Source organism: Roseovarius maritimus (assembly GCF_043355895.2).
GTDB lineage: Bacteria > Pseudomonadota > Alphaproteobacteria > Rhodobacterales > Rhodobacteraceae > Roseovarius > Roseovarius maritimus.
Genome location: NZ_JBHFPF020000001.1, coordinates 41,021 through 56,726, shown reverse-complemented (window position 1 = coordinate 56,726; position 15,706 = coordinate 41,021). Strand labels below are relative to the sequence as shown.

Below are 15,706 nucleotides of genomic sequence, written 5' to 3'. Positions count from 1 at the left end.
CTGCCGGGTGCGGCGTCTCGCCTCTCATCGCGCGCCGCTCATGGCGCGCGCTCCCGCGTAAGTGTCGGCGGCGCCTTGGGTAATCGTCTGCCCCACTTGCGTCAGCACCTCGGCTAGCTGTCCAAACCACCCGTCGCCGGAGGTCGATGCGCGGCGCACGAGGCAGATGGTGCGCCGCGGCTCGGGCGCGTCGAACCGCACAAGGCGGAGGCCGGGCGCGCCGCGCAGCTCTTCCTCGGCGGCGAGTTCAGGCATCAGCGTCAGGCCAAAGCCCGCAGCCACCAGCCGGGTGAGCGTGGCGAGCGACGAGGCGCCCATGTCGATCTGGCCATGGCCCCTGCCCCGCTTGCACGCCTCCAGCGCCTGATCGGTCAGGCAGTGACCATCCTCCAGCAGCAGCAATTGCTGCGTGCCCAGATCATCGGGCCGCAGCGTGCGCACCGCGCTTTGCAGCGCATCCAGCCGGGCGGCACTGCCGGCCAGCAAGAAGCGATCCTCGAAGAGCGAGCGCGCGACCAGCCCGCCGGCCTCGACCGGCAGCGCCATGACGGCAGCGTCCAGTCGTCCAGTGGTCAGATCGCCGATCAAGCGGTCGGTCTTGGCCTCCTGCACCGAGACATCCATCGAGATATCGCCGCTGCGCAAGCGCTCCAGCACGCCGGGCAGCAGATAGGGCGCCAGCGTCGGAATGAGGCCAAGGCGAAGCCGCCCCGACAGCCCGCCATGCCAGCGCGCCGCATCGCCCATCGCCCGCACGCCCTCGCCCACCGCCTCGGCATAGGTCAGCATCAATCGGCCAAAGGGGGTCAGCACCACGTCGCGCGCGCGCCGCTCAACCAATGGCTGGCCCAGCGTCGCCTCCAGCTCGCGGATCTGCACCGACAGCGCAGGCTGCGACACGGACACGGCTGCGGCGGCGCGCCCGAAATGCCGATGCTCGGCCAGGGCGCGGAAATAGGCGAGCTGGCGAAGGGTGATATTCATAACCTAATCCTATCGCAACAAGAAGAAACTGCAATTTGCATTTATGACGCGCTGCGGTGATGTTCAATCTGGAATGATTCCAAATGGCACCCGCCATGTGGAGAGAACAAACTGCACTGACGCGCCGGGACAGACCCGCGCAGCCCAAGGAGGTCCCCATGGACGGCAATCTGAAATGCCCCGTTACATCCAAGAAAAAGCGCACCAATCGTGACTGGTGGCCTGACGCGCTGCCCGTCAACGTGCTGCACCAGCATGGCCGCAGCCCGAGCCCGATGGGCGAGGATTTCAACTATGCCGAGGCGTTCAGGAAGCTCGACCTCGACGCGGTCAAGGCAGACCTGCACGCGCTGATGACCGACAGCCAGGACTGGTGGCCGGCGGATTACGGCCATTACGGCCCGCTCTTCATCCGCATGGCATGGCATAGCGCCGGCACCTACCGCACCGCGGACGGTCGCGGCGGCTCGAATACCGGAAACCAGCGCTTTGCGCCGCTGAACAGCTGGCCGGATAACGGCAACCTCGACAAGGCGCGCCGCCTTCTGTGGCCGATCAAGAAGAAGTACGGCGACAATCTCAGCTGGGCCGATCTGCTGATCATGGCGGGCAACGTCGCCATCGAATCGATGGGCGGGCCGATCTATGGCTTTGGCGGAGGCCGTGCCGATATCTACGCTCCCGAGGAAGACGTCTATTGGGGCGCCGAGACCGAATGGCTGGCCACCTCCGACAAGGATAACAGCCGCTATTACGGTGAGCGCGAGCTCGACAATCCGCTGGCGGCAGTCCAGATGGGCCTGATCTACGTCAACCCCGAAGGCCCGGACGGCAATCCCGATCCCGTGGCCTCTGGCCATGACGTGCGCGAGACCTTTACGCGCATGGGCGTCAACGACGAGGAAACCGTGGCGCTGGTCGCAGGCGGTCACACGTTCGGCAAGGCGCATGGCGCGAATGACCCGATCTACATGGGCCCCGAGCCAGAGGCCGGCGGCATTGAGCAGATGGGTCTCGGCTGGAAGAACAGCCATGAAACCGGAATTGGCGGCCACACCCTGACATCGGGCATCGAAGGCGCGTGGAAGCCCAACCCGACGAAGTGGGACATGGGCTATTTCGACGTGCTATTCGACAATGAGTGGGTGCTGACCAAGAGCCCCGCAGGCGCGCAGCAATGGACGCCCAAGGACCCCAAGCCCGAGCATATGGTCGTCGATGCGCATGATCCCGAGAAATTCCATCCACCGATGATGACCACGGCCGACCTCGCGATGCGGTTCGATACCGAATACGAAAAGATCGCGCGCCGCTTCCACAAGGATCCCGAGGCGTTTGCCGATGCCTTCGCGCGGGCGTGGTTCAAGCTGACCCATCGCGACATGGGTCCGAAATCGCGCTACCTGGGCAAGGACGTGCCCGCCGAGGACCTGATCTGGCAGGATCCGATTCCCGCCGCCGATTATGACATGATCGACGCGGGGGACATCAAGGCGCTCAAGGCGCGGATCCTGGACAGCGGCCTGTCCGTCAGTGATCTGGTCTTCGTCGCATGGGCGTCGGCTTCGACGTTCCGGGGTTCGGACAATCGCGGCGGCGCCAATGGCGCGCGTATCCGCCTTGCCCCGCAAAAGGATTGGGAGGGCAATGATCCCAAGCGCCTCGCCTCGGTTCTGGACAAGCTGGAGGCGATCAAGGCCGATTTCGACGGCAAATCCGGCTCCAAGAAGGTTTCGATGGCCGATCTGATCGTTCTGGGTGGTGTCGCAGCCGTCGAGAAAGCCGCAGCCGATGCCGGTCACAAGGTCGATGTTCCCTTCCATCCCGGCCGCACCGATGCTACCGCCGAGCAGACCGACGTCGAGAGCTTCGATGTGCTGGAGCCGATCGTCGATGGCTTCCGCAACTACCAAAAGCAGACGTTCAGCGTGAAGGCCGAGCATCTGCTGATCGACCGCGCACAGCTTCTCGGCCTCAACGCGCCCGAGATGGCAGTGCTGGTTGGCGGCCTGCGCGCGCTGGACGCCAATCACGGCGGCAGCAAGGACGGCGTTCTGACGGACCGTCCCGGCCAGCTGACGAATGACTTTTTCGTCAATCTGCTGGGCATGGATATCGAATGGCTCTCGACCGATGAAGGTCAGGACCACTTCGAGGCCAAGGACCGCAAGACAGGCGAGCGCCGCTGGACCGGCACGCGCGCCGATCTGGTCTTCGGCTCCAACTCACAGCTGCGCGCCGTGGCCGAGGTCTATGGTCAGGACGATGCAGGCCCGCGCTTTGTCCGCGATTTCGTCGCCGCCTGGACCAAGGTGATGGAGGGGGACCGCTTCGATCTGAAGTGATCCGTCACCGGGACGAGACTACGAAAGAGCGGGCTTCACGGCCCGCTCTTTTTCTGTCAGCCTCCCCCCCCCCGCTGGACGATAGGTGCGCGCGCCCATAGGATCGCGGCAACGAACGAGGGACAGGCATGGACTGGCAAGCACATCGGCGCGAGGCGCATGCCCTCGGGCGAATGCAGGAATTTCTCAAGCAGATCGTCTACGGTGGCAATGACGGCATCGTCACCACCTTTGCCATCGTCGCCGGATTCGCCGGCGCACAGGCCGATGGCGTCGCGCAGATCGGCGGGGTCGCTGTCCTCGTCTTCGGCCTTGCCAACCTCTTTGCCGACGCGGTCAGCATGGGGCTGGGCGACTTCCTGTCCACCCGCTCGCAACATGATCTCTACCGCAATCGGCGCGCCAGCGAGATGCAAGAGATCATCGAGGACCCCGAGCATGAGCGCATGGAACTGTTCGAGATCCTGCGCCAGCGCGGCGTTCCCTCGGGCGAGGCGGATACGCTGACGACCATTGTCGCGCGCCATCCTGACCTGATGGCCGATTTGATGATGACCTATGAATTCGGAATGCTCGATCCGGACGAGGACAGCCCTGCCCTTTCGGGGCTGATGACCTTCGGCTCTTTCGTCGTCTTTGGCGCGGTGCCGCTGGTTCCCTATTTCCTGCTGGAGCCGACCTCGGACACCTTCTGGCTGTCGGTGTGCAGCACGGGCGCGGCGCTGGTGGCGCTTGGCATCGTGCGCTGGAACGCCACGGGCGAGCGGCTGGTGCGCACGGTGGGCGAGACGGTGATGGTCGGCACCGTCTGCGCCCTTGTCGCTTTCGTCGTCGGCGCGGTGGTGGGCGGCTAGCCGATCATCCCGCCGGCCTCGCCCAGGCTGTCGTAGTGCCGCTTGAGCCGTTGCAGCGCGATGCGCAGCACGATCTTGCCCGAGCGCGCGGACCAACCCATCCGCTTTTCCGCCTTTTCCAAGCCTTCAAGATGGCAACAGCAGCGCAGCGCAATATCCCCCAGGCCGGGCCCCAGATCATGCAGCGCCCCCTCGACCCTGCGGCGCGCCGCCTCGAAGCCGCGCGCATGACCGCCCGCACTGCTGCCCCCGCCCGGCGTGGTCAGAAACCGGCTCCAGTCCTGCGTCACGCGCGGGCCCATCAGGCTCAGCTCGAAATCCTCGCGCAGCCGCTCGCCCGCGCGCACCAGATCCTCGGGAATAAAGCGCGTGCCATCCCGGTCGCGCCGCCGCGCCAGCGCAAGAAGCGGGCTTTCATTGGCCGAATAGCGCATGCGGCGCGGGGCGGCGGCCGCCTCGCGCGCGCTGAAGGGCGCCTGCGCGTCGGCAAAGCCGGAGGCCCGGTTTTCTGCCTCGGCCAACAGCCCCCCCAGCGCCGCGCGTCCTGCCTTGGTAATGTGATAGCGTGCAAGGCGGCCGGGTGCGTCGCAGGCGATCCACCCCTTCAGGGCCATCGCCTCGGCCACGGCGCGGTCGACCACCGCAGTCCGGGTCGGATCGGCCGCCCCATCGCCGCGCACGACGACGGCCTTTTCCATCTGCGCCGCGACGGCCAGCACCGCCCCCGCCTCGGCGAGGCGGCGCAGGATCCGTCCGGCCTCGCGCATCAGCTGCGCTTCGGTCACTTCGGCCACGTCATTGGCGCTGTCTTGGGTTTTGGCAGTCATGGCAGTCTCCTGGTGCAGGGGACCGATCTTTTCTCGCGGAGCGACATGGCAGCCGAGACGGCGCAGCGCCTCGTCCACCATGGGATCGTCGCGGCGGGTTTCGAATTGGCGGATGCGGCGCAGAACCGTCGAGGCATGACAGCCGTTCTGCCGCGCCAGAGCACGGATCGACGATCCCTGCTCGGTATGGGCGAGATATAGCTTCGCCCCATGCGGCACCCATGACGGCACGCTGCGCGCACCGACGCTGTCTGTTCCCCGATTCAACATCTCTACCCTTCTTTTGCCTGACCGCGACGTTCCCGGCGGGGTCTGGCCCCGCGCCATCGCTGATTATCCACAGACTTATCCACGTCCTTGAATACAACCTATGCGAGAAAAAGTTACCGGTCCGTTAATTGTCAACGTGTTGGCAACATTGGTTGCTAAACGGTAAACAAACGGGAAGTGCACCGACCGCAAAAGCTCTGCTTTGCGCAACACCCGCCATAGTTGTGCCATGAAAAGGCCGCAATTCAGTTCGGAGACCCGTGATGCATGATATCCTGAAAGCCCTCGACACCCTGCGCCGCCCGCGCCTTCTGATCCGCGCAGCGCGCATCGGTGCCGCCGAATACCGGCGCGATGCGCATCTGCGCCGCCATTTCGGCTATGGCGCATTGCCGCGCAGCGCTGCAGCGCTGGAAAGGCTGGTCGAAATGGAAGAGGCGCTGAATCAGCAGCGCCAGGTCGGCACGGGCGGCTACTCGGCCACGCGCCATGTGGAGATCCTGATCGCCATGATGGGCGAGGCGCGCATCCTGCGCGGCACCGGGGCGCACGCGGCCTGAAACGCGGCCGCGCGCAGGTTCCGGAAGCTTACATGAAGGCGTCGGGCATCGACGCCTTTTTCCTGGCCACGTATTCATCCAGCGCGTCGGTAATGCCCTGATCCAGCGAGGGCCGCTGATACGTGTCCAGCATCCGGTGCATGCGCAGATTGGCCAGCGTCATCGTGTCGCGCGCGCCTTCCTCGTCCCATGTCTCGAACGGTTTGTAATCCAGCAGCTCGGTGCGCCAGAAGGCGTTCTTGAAATTGGCCTGCGTATGCGCGCAGCCCAGATAGTGCCCGCCCGGACCGACCTCGCGGATTGCGTCCATCGCCTGCCCGTTCTCGTCATGTTGCACGCCGCGCGCCAAATGGTGCAGCACGCCCAGCTGGTCAGCATCCATCACGAACTTCTCGAAACCTGCGACCAGCCCGCCCTCCAGCCAGCCGCAGCTATGCAGCATGAAATTCACGCCGCCCATCAGCGCCGCGTTCAGCGTATGCGCCGATTCGTAGGCCGCCTGCGCATCGGGCAGCTTGGAGCCGCAGAGCCCGCCGCCCGAGCGGAACGGCAGGTTCATCCGGCGCGCCAGTTGGCCGGCGCCATAAAGGATATGGCTCGCCTCCGGGGTGCCGAAGGTCGGCGCGCCCGAGTTCATGTCGATCGAGGTGACAAATGCGCCGAAGATCACCGGCGCGCCGGGGCGCACCAACTGGCTATAGGCCACGCCCGCCATCACCTCGGCCAGAACCTGCGTCAGTGTGCCTATGACAGAGACCGGAGCCATCGCCCCGCCGACGATAAAGGGCGAGATGATGCAGGCCTGATTGTTCTTGGCATAGACCTCCAGTGCGCCCATCATCACATCGTCGAAGGTCAGCGGCGAGTTCACGTTGATGAGCGATGTCATCACCGTGTTTTGCTGCACGAACTCTTCGCCAAAGAGGATGCCGCACATATCCACGCTGTCCTGCGCGCGGCTCGGCTCGGTGACCGAGCCCATGAACGGCTTGTCCGAAAGCGTCATATGGGCATAGAGCATGTCCAGATGGCGCTTGTTCACCGGAATGTCCGTCGGCTCGCAGACCGTGCCGCCTGACATGTGCAGCCATTTGGACATGTATCCCAGCTTCACGAATTTGCGGAAATCGTCCATCGTCGCATAGCGCCGCCCGCCTTCCATGTCGCGCACGAAGGGCGGACCATAGACCGGCGCCGTCACCAGGGTATTGCCGCCGATCTCTATGTTGCGCTCGGGGTTGCGGGCATATTGAGTATAGCGGCTGGGCGCGGTTTCGCACAGCTTGCGGGCAAGGCCGCGGGGGATGCGCACACGCTCGCCGTCGATTTCGGCGCCCGCCTCGCGCCAGCGGTCGAGCGCCGCGGGATTGTCCACCACGTTGACGCCGATCTCGGCCAGCACCGTCTCGGCGTTCTGCTCGATGATCTCCAGCGCCTCCTCGTTGAGCAGCTCGTAAACGGGGATGTTGCGCTCGATATACTTGGCGGTCTCGACGCTGACGGCGGTCCGCTCGGCGCGGCGGGCGGCGCCTCCGCCCCCACGTGTCCGTCTGCCGGCTGCTGCTTCTGCCATGATGTGCCCCTTCGCAATGCTGTGCGGCCCCGCACGCGAGGCCAATTGATGGCCTCTCATATCGCAGCGCCCGCGCATGGCGGCGCCGGTTTGCGCCATTTGCGGGGGGAAAGCGACATGGCCCGTCCTCTTGCGCTTCTGGCCCGCGCCGATGGCGCAAATGGCCGTCGGCCTCTTGCGCAAATGCCCGGCGCGGCCTACTAGGCTGGCATGACCGAGATACATCACGAACGCCTTCTTATCATCGACTTCGGCTCTCAAGTGACGCAGCTGATTGCGCGCCGCCTGCGCGAGCTGGATGTCTATTGTGAAATTCATCCGTTCCAGAACGTCACCGACGCCTTTTTGGACGAGATGCAGCCGCGCGCCATCATCCTGTCGGGCGGCCCGGCCAGCGTCATGGACGAAGGCTCGCCCCGCCCGCCGATGAAGGTGTTCGAGATGGGCGTGCCCGTTCTGGGCATCTGCTATGGCCAGCAGGTAATGATGCATATGCTGGGCGGCAAGGTGGAGCGCGGCGATGGTACTGCCGAATTCGGACGCGCCTATGTCACCCCTTCCGAGACACGGATCGACCTGCTCACGGGCTGGTTCATGGAGCAGCGCGAGCAGGTTTGGATGAGCCATGGCGATCACGTGGCTGCCCTCGCGCCCGGCTTCGAAATCTACGGCACCTCTCCGGGTGCGCCCTTTGCCGTGACTGCGGATCTGGAGCGCCGGTTTTACGCCGTGCAGTTCCATCCCGAGGTGCATCACACCCCGAACGGCAAGACGCTCTACCAGAATTTCATCCAGGACGCGGGCTTTACCGGCGACTGGACGATGGCCGCCTACCGCGAAGAGGCCGTGCGCCAGATCCGCGAGCAGGTGGGCGACAAGCAGGTGATCTGCGGCCTCTCGGGCGGCGTTGATTCCTCTGTCGCGGCCGTCCTGATTCACGAGGCGATCGGCGATCAGTTGACCTGCGTCTTTGTCGATCATGGCCTTTTGCGCCAGGGTGAGGCGGATGAAGTGGTCACGATGTTCCGAGACCACTACAATATCCCGCTTATCCACGCCGACGAGGCAGACCTCTTCCTGGGTGAGCTTGATGGCGTGAGCGATCCGGAAACCAAGAGGAAGATCATCGGGCGCCTCTTCATCGACGTGTTCCAGAAATACGCGAACGAGATCGAGGGCGCGGAATTCCTCGCCCAAGGCACGCTCTATCCCGATGTGATCGAATCGGTCAGCTTCTCCGGCGGCCCGTCGGTCACGATCAAGTCGCATCACAATGTGGGCGGCCTGCCCGAAAAGATGGGCCTCAAACTGATCGAGCCGCTGCGCGAGCTTTTCAAGGACGAGGTGCGCGCGCTGGGTATGGAGCTGGGCCTTCCGGCCAGCTTCATCGGGCGCCACCCCTTCCCCGGACCCGGCCTCGCCATCCGCTGCCCCGGCGAGATCACGCGGGAGAAACTGGAGATTCTGCGCAAGGCCGATGCGGTCTATATCGACCAGATTCGCAAGCATGGTCTCTATGACGAGATCTGGCAGGCCTTCGTGGCCATCCTGCCCGTCCGCACCGTTGGCGTCATGGGCGACGGGCGCACCTATGATTTTGCCTGCGCGCTGCGCGCCGTCACCTCCGTGGACGGCATGACCGCCGACTACTACCCTTTTACCCATGATTTCCTGGGCGAGACGGCGACGCGCATCATTAACGAGGTACGCGGCATCAACCGCGTGACCTATGACATCACCAGCAAACCGCCGGGCACCATCGAGTGGGAATGAGCGCCATAACCTGACGCCCCAACAGCCTGGCATCCGAGGCAACGAGGCTGAGCATGCTATACCCCGACGCTGAAACCTGGCGCGCCGCGCCCGCGAAACACGTGCTGTTCTATGGGATGTCGGGGCTCGGCAAGACGCATCTGTCGAATATGCTGCGTGGCGCGGGTGACTGGTTTCACTACTCGATCGATTACCGCATCGGCACGCGCTACATGGGTGAGCTGATTGCAGACAATGCCAAGGCACACGCGATGCAGGTTCCGTTCCTGCGCGATCTTCTGCTATCGGATTCGATCTATATCGGCTCGAACATCACGTTCAACAATCTCGCTCCGGTCTCGACCTACCTGGGCAAACCGGGCGATCCCGCGCGTGGCGGCATGCCCATCGCCGAGTATCGCGCAAGGCAGGACCAATTCCGCCGGGCCGAGATTGCCGCCCTCAACGACACCGGCTACTTCATTGACCGCGCGATGCGCCTTTATGGGTATCCCAATTTCATCTGCGACACGGGCGGATCGATCTGCGAATGGGTGGACGGCAACGACCCCACCGATCCGCTGCTGACCGAGCTGTCGCAGCATTGCCTGCTGGTCTATCTGGAGGGCAGCGAGGCGCATACCGCCGAGCTGATCCGCCGCTTTGACCGCGCGCCCAAACCGATGGCGTATCAACCTGAATTCCTCGATGTCGCCTGGAGGGAATACCTGCAGGAAAACAACTGCGTCGAGACCGAAGTTGATCCAAATGGATTCATTCGTTGGACCTACGCGCGCGCTCTGGCACACCGCAAACCGCGCTACGAGGCGATGGCACCCTGGGGTGTCACGCTGACCCCATCGGACGTCGAAAGCATCACCGATGCCGATAGTTTCAACGCACGGATTGCGGACGCCCTTGAGCGCCGCGCCGTAACTTCTACCTAAGCAATCTACCAGAACGGACAACCTGACCCATGCCCATAAAGATCCCCGCCGACCTGCCCGCCTATGACGTGCTCACGCGCGAAGGCGTCATGGTCATGGACGAGGATCAGGCGGCGCGTCAGGATATCCGCCCGCTACGCATCGGCCTGCTGAATCTGATGCCCAAGAAGATCCAGACAGAGAACCAATTCGCCCGCCTCATCGGCGCGACGCCCCTGCAGATCGAACTGAGCCTCATTCGCATGAGCGAGCACCAGACGCGCAACACGGCGGCCGACCATATGGAGAGCTTCTACCGCTCCTTCGCCGAGGTCGAGACGACCGGCGAGAAGTTCGACGGCCTGATAATCACCGGCGCACCGATCGAGCATCTGGATTTCCACGACGTGACCTATTGGGACGAGTTGGCCCGCGTTTTCGACTGGACGCAGACCCATGTGCATTCCACCTTCGGCGTCTGCTGGGGCGGTATGGCGATGATCAATCACTTTCACGGCGTGCAGAAACACATGCTGCCCGCCAAGGCCTTCGGCTGCTTCCGGCATGAGAATATGGAGCCGGCCTCGCCCTATCTGCGCGGGTTTTCCGACGATATGGTGATCCCCGTCAGCCGCTGGACCGAAATGCGCAAGGCCGAGATCGACGCCGCGCCGGGCCTGACCACCCTGCTCCATTCGGACGAGGTAGGCCCCTGTCTTGTTGAGGATTCGCTGCACCGCGCGCTTTATGTATTCAACCATTTCGAATATGACAGCGACACGTTGAAACAGGAATATGACCGCGATGCCGCTGCCGGCACGCTCATCAACGTTCCCTGCAATTACTACCCCGACGATAATCCCGCCAAGACGCCGCGCAACCGATGGCGCAGCCATGCGCATCTGCTTTATGGCAACTGGATTTCGATGATCTACCAGACGGTGCCCTACGACATCGACTGCATCGGGGCATGATCCGGTGCCCAAAGCCTTGATCTATATCGCGCTGTTCCTGGCCGTTCTGGTTATCGTCGTTCACGTCACTGCCACCCTGCGCGAGCGGCGCGCCGTCGCGGAATACCCGCCCGAGGGGCAGGTCCTCGACGTGGATGGGATACAGGTCCATGCAGTTGTCATGGGTCCCGAAACCGGGACCGCCCCGGATCTGGTGCTGATCCATGGGGCCAGCGGCAATACCCGAGACATGACGTATCGTCTCGCGCCGCGTCTGGCCGAGCGCTACCGCGTCATCGTGTTCGACCGCCCCGGCCTTGGCTATACCGAGCGGCTGAACGGATCGGGCGCGACGCTGAAACAGCAGGCCACGCTTCTGCGCGCCGCCGCCGCGCAGCTGGGCGCAAAACGTCCCATTGTCATGGGCCAAAGCTATGGCGGCGCAGTCGCGCTCGCCTGGGCTGCGGAATACCCCGAGGATGTCGCGGCCCTGATCCCCGTTGCCGCCGCATCCAACCCTTGGGACACTGGCCTTGGCACCTTTTACGAGGTCACCTCGTCCAGATGGGGTCAGGCCCTGGTCGTGCCGCTGATCACGGCCTTTGTGCCCAGCTCGGTCGTGACCTCCTCTGTCGAGGCGGTGTTCGATCCGCAGGATGCGCCCGAAGGCTATACCGAGGCCATCGCCGCCCCCCTGACCCTCCGCCGGGTTTCGCTGCGCGCCAATGCAGATCAGCGCGCCAACCTCCTGGGCGAGATCGAGCAACTGGTCCCGCAATACGCGCAGATCACAGCCCCGACCGAGATCCTGCATGGCACCGCCGATACCACCGTCGGCCTTGAAATCCACTCGGCCAAGCTGGTCGATCAGATCGCGGGCGCGACCCTCACCCGGCTCGAAGGCATGGGCCATATGCTGCAGCATGTTGCCGAGGATGCCGTCGTCGCCGCCATTGACCGCGCGGCCGCGCGCGCCGGCCTGTAAGTAGCGCGGCGATTGCACCCTGGTTCCTGTCGCCCCATACTGGACCGACACGGGAGAGACCGACATCATGAGCCTTCCTTTTGACGGTGCCATCAGCGCCTTTTTTCACAGCAAAGACGCCGCGCATCTGCGCGAGGCCATCCTTAGCGCCGATAAGAAAGATATCATCGGCCCGGATTACCCCTATGACCGCCGGATGAAGCGCAAGGCCTATGAAAAGCAGTTCCATCTGCTGCAGGTCGAGCTGGTCAAGATGCAATCCTGGGTCAAATCCAGCGGCGCGCGGATCACCACCGTCTTTGAGGGGCGGGATGCCGCCGGCAAGGGCGGCGCAATCAAACGCACCCATCTCAACCTCAATCCGCGCGGCGCGCGCGTCATTGCCCTGCCCAAGCCCTCGGATACCGAGGCGACGCAGTGGTATTTTCAGCGCTACATTGATCATCTTCCCGCCGCAGGCCAGATCGTCTCTTTTGACCGCAGCTGGTATAACCGCGGCGTCGTCGAGCATGTCTTCGGCTTTTGCACCGAGTCCGAGCGCGCCCTGTTTTTCGATCAGACCCCGGCGTTCGAGCGGATGCTGATGCAGGACGGCATCATCCTGATCAAATTCTGGCTGAATTTGGGCCGGGCCGAGCAGTTGCGCCGGTTTCTCGCGCGCGAGAGCGACCGGCTCAAGCATTGGAAGCTCAGCTGGATCGACGTGGAGGGACTAAAGAAGTGGGACGCCTATTCCGAGGCGATCACCGAAACGCTGGCCCGCACCGAAACCAGCCACGCGCCCTGGTCCGTCATCCGCGCCGATGACAAGCGCCGAGCACGCCTTGCAGTAATCCGGCACTTGCTGAATGCGGTGCCCTATGAGGGCAAGGATCCAGAGGCTATCGGCCCGGTCGACCCCACCATCACCGGCGGCCCCGCCCTCTGGTCCGACAGCAAGATCGATTAGGTGGCAAAGCGCGGCTATCATCACGGCAATCTGCGCCAGGCCCTTGTCGAGACGGCTTTGGAGTTGATCGAGGCCAAAGGCCCCACCGGCTTCACCCTGTCGGAGGCGGCGTCGCGCGCGGGTGTAACGCCGGCCGCCGTCTATCGCCATTTCAGCGGCCGCGAGGATCTGATCGCCGAGGCGGCCCTGCAAGGCTACGAGATGTTCGGCGCGCTGATGGAGCACGCCTATAACGGCGGCGCTCCCTCGGCGCTTGCGGCGTTCGAAGCGACGGGGCGCGCCTATCTGGCCTTCGCACGCAAGCATCCCGGCCATTACATCGCCATGTTTGAAAGCGGCATCTCCATCAACCGTACACCTGAACTCGCCGCTGCCGCCCTGGCCGCGCGCCGCGTTCATCAGGCGGCGGCGGCGCAGCTCTGCCAGCATATTCCAGAGGCTCAGCGCCCGCCTGCGGCGATGTTCTCGGCTCATATCTGGGCGCTCAGCCACGGTGTGGTCGAATTGTTCGCACGCGGTGCGCCCGGCGCGGCCAGCCCCTTCGCGCCCGAAGATCTGCTCGAATCGGGGATCGGGATCTATCTGCGCGGCCTGGGCCTGATCCCGCAGGATCAGGGGCGCGGCGCGTAGCTTTGCGATAGCAGCGGCGCAAGGGCGAGCGCCCCGGCCAGCGACAGATGGTTGGTATCGCGGTAGAGCGCCTTGCCATCCCGCATCCACGCATAGCCGTCACCCTCTGCAAAGGCTTCGCTCAGCATCAGGAGTGTGGCGCCGTATTTCGCGACTTGCTGCGCCATGATCTCGTCCGCGGCCTGGCTGAAGCCATCGAAGGTTTTGCGCGCAACGAAACTGGCACGAAACTTCTGTTCGGCCTGCGGCCAGTCCAGCCCAATCAGCATGGATTGCTCGATCATCGTCTGGGTGATCACGTGTTGCAAAGGCACCTGGCCCACGACCACCACACGCACACCCGCCGCGCGATAGAAGTCCAAGGTCCGCGCCAAGGCTGACTCAAACGTCGCCAACCTTTGATCCGCGCGCACATGCTGTGCGCCAAAGCTCTCGGCGAGGGCGTATGTCAGCTCTTCGTCGGCGTAGTCGCCGATAGCGTAGAGGGTCCAGCGCGCAACAAGGTAGACGGTGTCGATCCCGCGCGCGACGACATCTTCGGCCGATTTGCGCACAAAGTCATGGCACCGCTGGGAATAGCTACCGCCCTTGGCGGAATAAACGCCCAAAAGAGGCGAACAGGCACCAAGCGCTGCATACTGCACCTCGACATCATGTTCTTGCGACATGAGGGCATAGGCGGGCAAAAGCGCCTGAGCATGGCTGTCGCCAAGGACAGCGACTCTGGGGATATCGCCCCCGGCGGTGCCAGCCGGTTGGAAAACAGCGCAAAGCTCCGCGTCGCTTTGCGTCTCGCCGTCAAGGCAGCCGGTATTATCGGGCCAGATCATCAATTCTGCGCGCATGGCCGTCACAGCGCCCGACCCCGCATTATCGAGGCGCGACGGATAGCCGTCCGTCGCGACACCCGAGAAGCCAAGCGCCGCAAACCCCGCGATACCGGCAACGCTGACCGACAGCAATCCACGCCGCCCGGGCAGCAGACTGCGCCGCCGAAACGGCGTCTCGACATAGCGCATCGTCAGCCATGCCAGACCCAGCGTCACAGCAGACAAAAGCGCCATCACCCACAACGGGGGCTCTTCGATGCTGCGAATGCGGGCAAAGGCAAAAAGCGGCTGGTGCCACAAATAGGCGCTGTAACTGACCAAGCCGACCCAGATCATAGGCGCCGCGCTCAGTAGTCTTGCCGCCCGTGTTCCGGTATCGGCAAAGAGGATCACCAGCGCCGTGCCGACAATGGGCACCAGCGCGTATACAGACGGAAAAGGCGTGGCGGCGGTGTAATTGAACACCGACCACAGGATCATCGCCAACCCCGCCAAGGCCGCTACATCGCTGCGCATTCGGGGCCGCGCAAAGAGGATCGCAGCGCAGATCGAGCCGGCCAGAAGCTCCCACAGACGCGAGAAGGTGAAGTAGAAATTCTGTCCCGGATAGTTGCGCCACCCCCATTCCGCGAGGGCCAGCGACAATACCGACAGGATCAGGAACACTACCAGAAACTTGCGCCGCGCAAAGGCGCCCAGCGGGACAAGGACCAATGGGAAGAGCAGGTAGAACTGCTCTTCGACCGCAAGGCTCCAAGTGTGCAAAAGCGGGCGTAGCGCCGAGCCGATATCGTAATAGGACGACTTTTCGAGAAAATGGAAATTCGACAGAAAAAGCGCCGCAAAGGCCCCGCTGCGCGCGTAGTCGTCGAACGGGTCCGGCGCCAGCCAGCGCCAGGCAAACGGGATCGTGACCAGCAGCACGACAAACAGCGCGGGCAGGATGCGCCGCGCACGCCGCTCGTAAAAGCCCAGCAGCGAATAAGTGCCTGCCTCGCGCTCCGAGATCAGGATCGTCGTAATCAGATACCCGCTGATCACGAAAAACACGTCCACGCCGACATAGCCCCCGGCGAAGGGGGCGAAACCTGCGTGGAACAGGATCACCGGGATCACCGCAACCGCGCGCAATCCATCTATTTCAGGCCGGTAACGCATGGGGCAAGAGAATCCAGCAGTTGGGCCGGGCGCTGCCATGGCACAGACCCGATAGCAAAAGGGGCGCGGCGGTTTCCCGCTGCGCCCCTCTCCAGAACATGATCGTCCGG

Annotated in this window: 13 protein-coding genes; 9 read left to right on the top strand and 4 right to left on the bottom strand. The window is 63.8% G+C overall.

Features of this window, described 5'->3' with window-relative positions:
* Nucleotides 1-24: 24 nt before the first annotated feature.
* Nucleotides 25-984, bottom strand: a complete 960-nt coding sequence (locus ACEWPM_RS00270; RefSeq protein WP_393960496.1) for a hydrogen peroxide-inducible genes activator — start codon at nt 982-984, stop codon at nt 25-27.
* A gap of 158 nt (nt 985-1,142) precedes the next feature.
* On the opposite strand from ACEWPM_RS00270, the gene katG reads away from it, so the two are divergent.
* Nucleotides 1,143-3,329 (top strand): catalase/peroxidase HPI, encoded by a 2,187-nt coding sequence (katG, locus tag ACEWPM_RS00265; RefSeq protein WP_393960495.1) that lies wholly within the window; start codon nt 1,143-1,145, stop codon nt 3,327-3,329.
* A gap of 128 nt (nt 3,330-3,457) precedes the next feature.
* Complete coding sequence (locus tag ACEWPM_RS00260; RefSeq protein WP_393960494.1) at nt 3,458-4,183, top strand: VIT1/CCC1 transporter family protein; 726 nt, start codon at nt 3,458-3,460, stop codon at nt 4,181-4,183.
* Here the strand turns inward: ACEWPM_RS00260 and ACEWPM_RS00255 are convergent.
* Complete coding sequence (locus ACEWPM_RS00255; protein ID WP_393960493.1) at nt 4,180-5,280, bottom strand: DUF6456 domain-containing protein; 1,101 nt, start codon at nt 5,278-5,280, stop codon at nt 4,180-4,182. The genes ACEWPM_RS00260 and ACEWPM_RS00255 overlap by 4 nt on opposite strands.
* Before the next feature lie 263 nt (nt 5,281-5,543).
* Here ACEWPM_RS00255 and ACEWPM_RS00250 point away from each other — a divergent pair, with 263 nt between their 5' ends.
* Nucleotides 5,544-5,840, top strand: coding sequence for a DUF6477 family protein (locus tag ACEWPM_RS00250; RefSeq protein WP_393960492.1), 297 nt, complete (start codon nt 5,544-5,546; stop codon nt 5,838-5,840).
* Between the two features lie 28 nt (nt 5,841-5,868).
* Here the strand turns inward: ACEWPM_RS00250 and ACEWPM_RS00245 are convergent, their stop codons facing one another.
* Nucleotides 5,869-7,413 carry a trimethylamine methyltransferase family protein gene (locus ACEWPM_RS00245; protein ID WP_393960491.1) on the bottom strand — a complete coding sequence of 515 codons (1,545 nt, stop codon included), beginning with the start codon at nt 7,411-7,413 and terminating at the stop codon, nt 5,869-5,871.
* Between the two features lie 210 nt (nt 7,414-7,623).
* Here ACEWPM_RS00245 and guaA point away from each other — a divergent pair, with 210 nt between their 5' ends.
* The 6 genes from guaA (at nt 7,624) to ACEWPM_RS00215 (ending at nt 13,608) form a co-directional block, all read left to right on the top strand.
* Nucleotides 7,624-9,186, top strand: a complete 1,563-nt coding sequence (gene guaA, locus ACEWPM_RS00240; RefSeq protein WP_393960490.1) for a glutamine-hydrolyzing GMP synthase — start codon at nt 7,624-7,626, stop codon at nt 9,184-9,186.
* A gap of 53 nt (nt 9,187-9,239) precedes the next feature.
* Nucleotides 9,240-10,112 (top strand): ATPase, encoded by an 873-nt coding sequence (locus ACEWPM_RS00235; protein ID WP_393960489.1) that lies wholly within the window; start codon nt 9,240-9,242, stop codon nt 10,110-10,112.
* A gap of 29 nt (nt 10,113-10,141) precedes the next feature.
* Nucleotides 10,142-11,065 carry a homoserine O-acetyltransferase MetA gene (gene metA / locus ACEWPM_RS00230; protein WP_393960488.1) on the top strand — a complete coding sequence of 308 codons (924 nt, stop codon included), beginning with the start codon at nt 10,142-10,144 and terminating at the stop codon, nt 11,063-11,065.
* A gap of 4 nt (nt 11,066-11,069) precedes the next feature.
* Nucleotides 11,070-12,029, top strand: a complete 960-nt coding sequence (locus ACEWPM_RS00225) for an alpha/beta fold hydrolase (RefSeq protein ID WP_393960487.1) — start codon at nt 11,070-11,072, stop codon at nt 12,027-12,029.
* A 67-nt stretch (nt 12,030-12,096) separates the two neighbouring features.
* Entirely contained in the window at nt 12,097-12,978 is an 882-nt protein-coding gene (gene ppk2, locus ACEWPM_RS00220) for a polyphosphate kinase 2 (protein ID WP_393960486.1), read from the top strand.
* Nucleotides 12,979-13,608: a TetR/AcrR family transcriptional regulator gene (locus tag ACEWPM_RS00215; RefSeq protein ID WP_393960485.1), complete on the top strand. Its 630-nt coding sequence runs from the start codon at nt 12,979-12,981 to the stop codon at nt 13,606-13,608.
* Here the strand turns inward: ACEWPM_RS00215 and ACEWPM_RS00210 are convergent.
* On the bottom strand, nt 13,590-15,596 hold the full coding sequence (locus ACEWPM_RS00210; protein WP_393960484.1) for an acyltransferase family protein: 2,007 nt from the start codon (nt 15,594-15,596) through the stop codon (nt 13,590-13,592). The two genes, ACEWPM_RS00215 and ACEWPM_RS00210, sit on opposite strands and share 19 nt — an antisense overlap.
* Nucleotides 15,597-15,706 lie beyond the last annotated feature (110 nt).

Excerpts from the sequence above, each read along its gene's own strand:
- katG (WP_393960495.1), top strand. The coding sequence starts at position 1,143 with ATGGACGGCAATCTGAAATGCCCCGTTACATCCAAGAAAAAGCGCACC.
- ppk2 (WP_393960486.1), top strand. The coding sequence starts at position 12,097 with ATGAGCCTTCCTTTTGACGGTGCCATCAGCGCCTTTTTTCACAGCAAA.
- ACEWPM_RS00235 (WP_393960489.1), top strand. The coding sequence starts at position 9,240 with ATGCTATACCCCGACGCTGAAACCTGGCGCGCCGCGCCCGCGAAACAC.
- ACEWPM_RS00260 (WP_393960494.1), top strand. The coding sequence starts at position 3,458 with ATGGACTGGCAAGCACATCGGCGCGAGGCGCATGCCCTCGGGCGAATG.
- ACEWPM_RS00255 (WP_393960493.1), bottom strand. The coding sequence starts at position 5,280 with ATGTTGAATCGGGGAACAGACAGCGTCGGTGCGCGCAGCGTGCCGTCA.
- ACEWPM_RS00270 (WP_393960496.1), bottom strand. The coding sequence starts at position 984 with ATGAATATCACCCTTCGCCAGCTCGCCTATTTCCGCGCCCTGGCCGAG.
- metA (WP_393960488.1), top strand. The coding sequence starts at position 10,142 with ATGCCCATAAAGATCCCCGCCGACCTGCCCGCCTATGACGTGCTCACG.
- ACEWPM_RS00245 (WP_393960491.1), bottom strand. The coding sequence starts at position 7,413 with ATGGCAGAAGCAGCAGCCGGCAGACGGACACGTGGGGGCGGAGGCGCC.
- guaA (WP_393960490.1), top strand. The coding sequence starts at position 7,624 with ATGACCGAGATACATCACGAACGCCTTCTTATCATCGACTTCGGCTCT.
- ACEWPM_RS00210 (WP_393960484.1), bottom strand. The coding sequence starts at position 15,596 with ATGCGTTACCGGCCTGAAATAGATGGATTGCGCGCGGTTGCGGTGATC.
- ACEWPM_RS00250 (WP_393960492.1), top strand. The coding sequence starts at position 5,544 with ATGCATGATATCCTGAAAGCCCTCGACACCCTGCGCCGCCCGCGCCTT.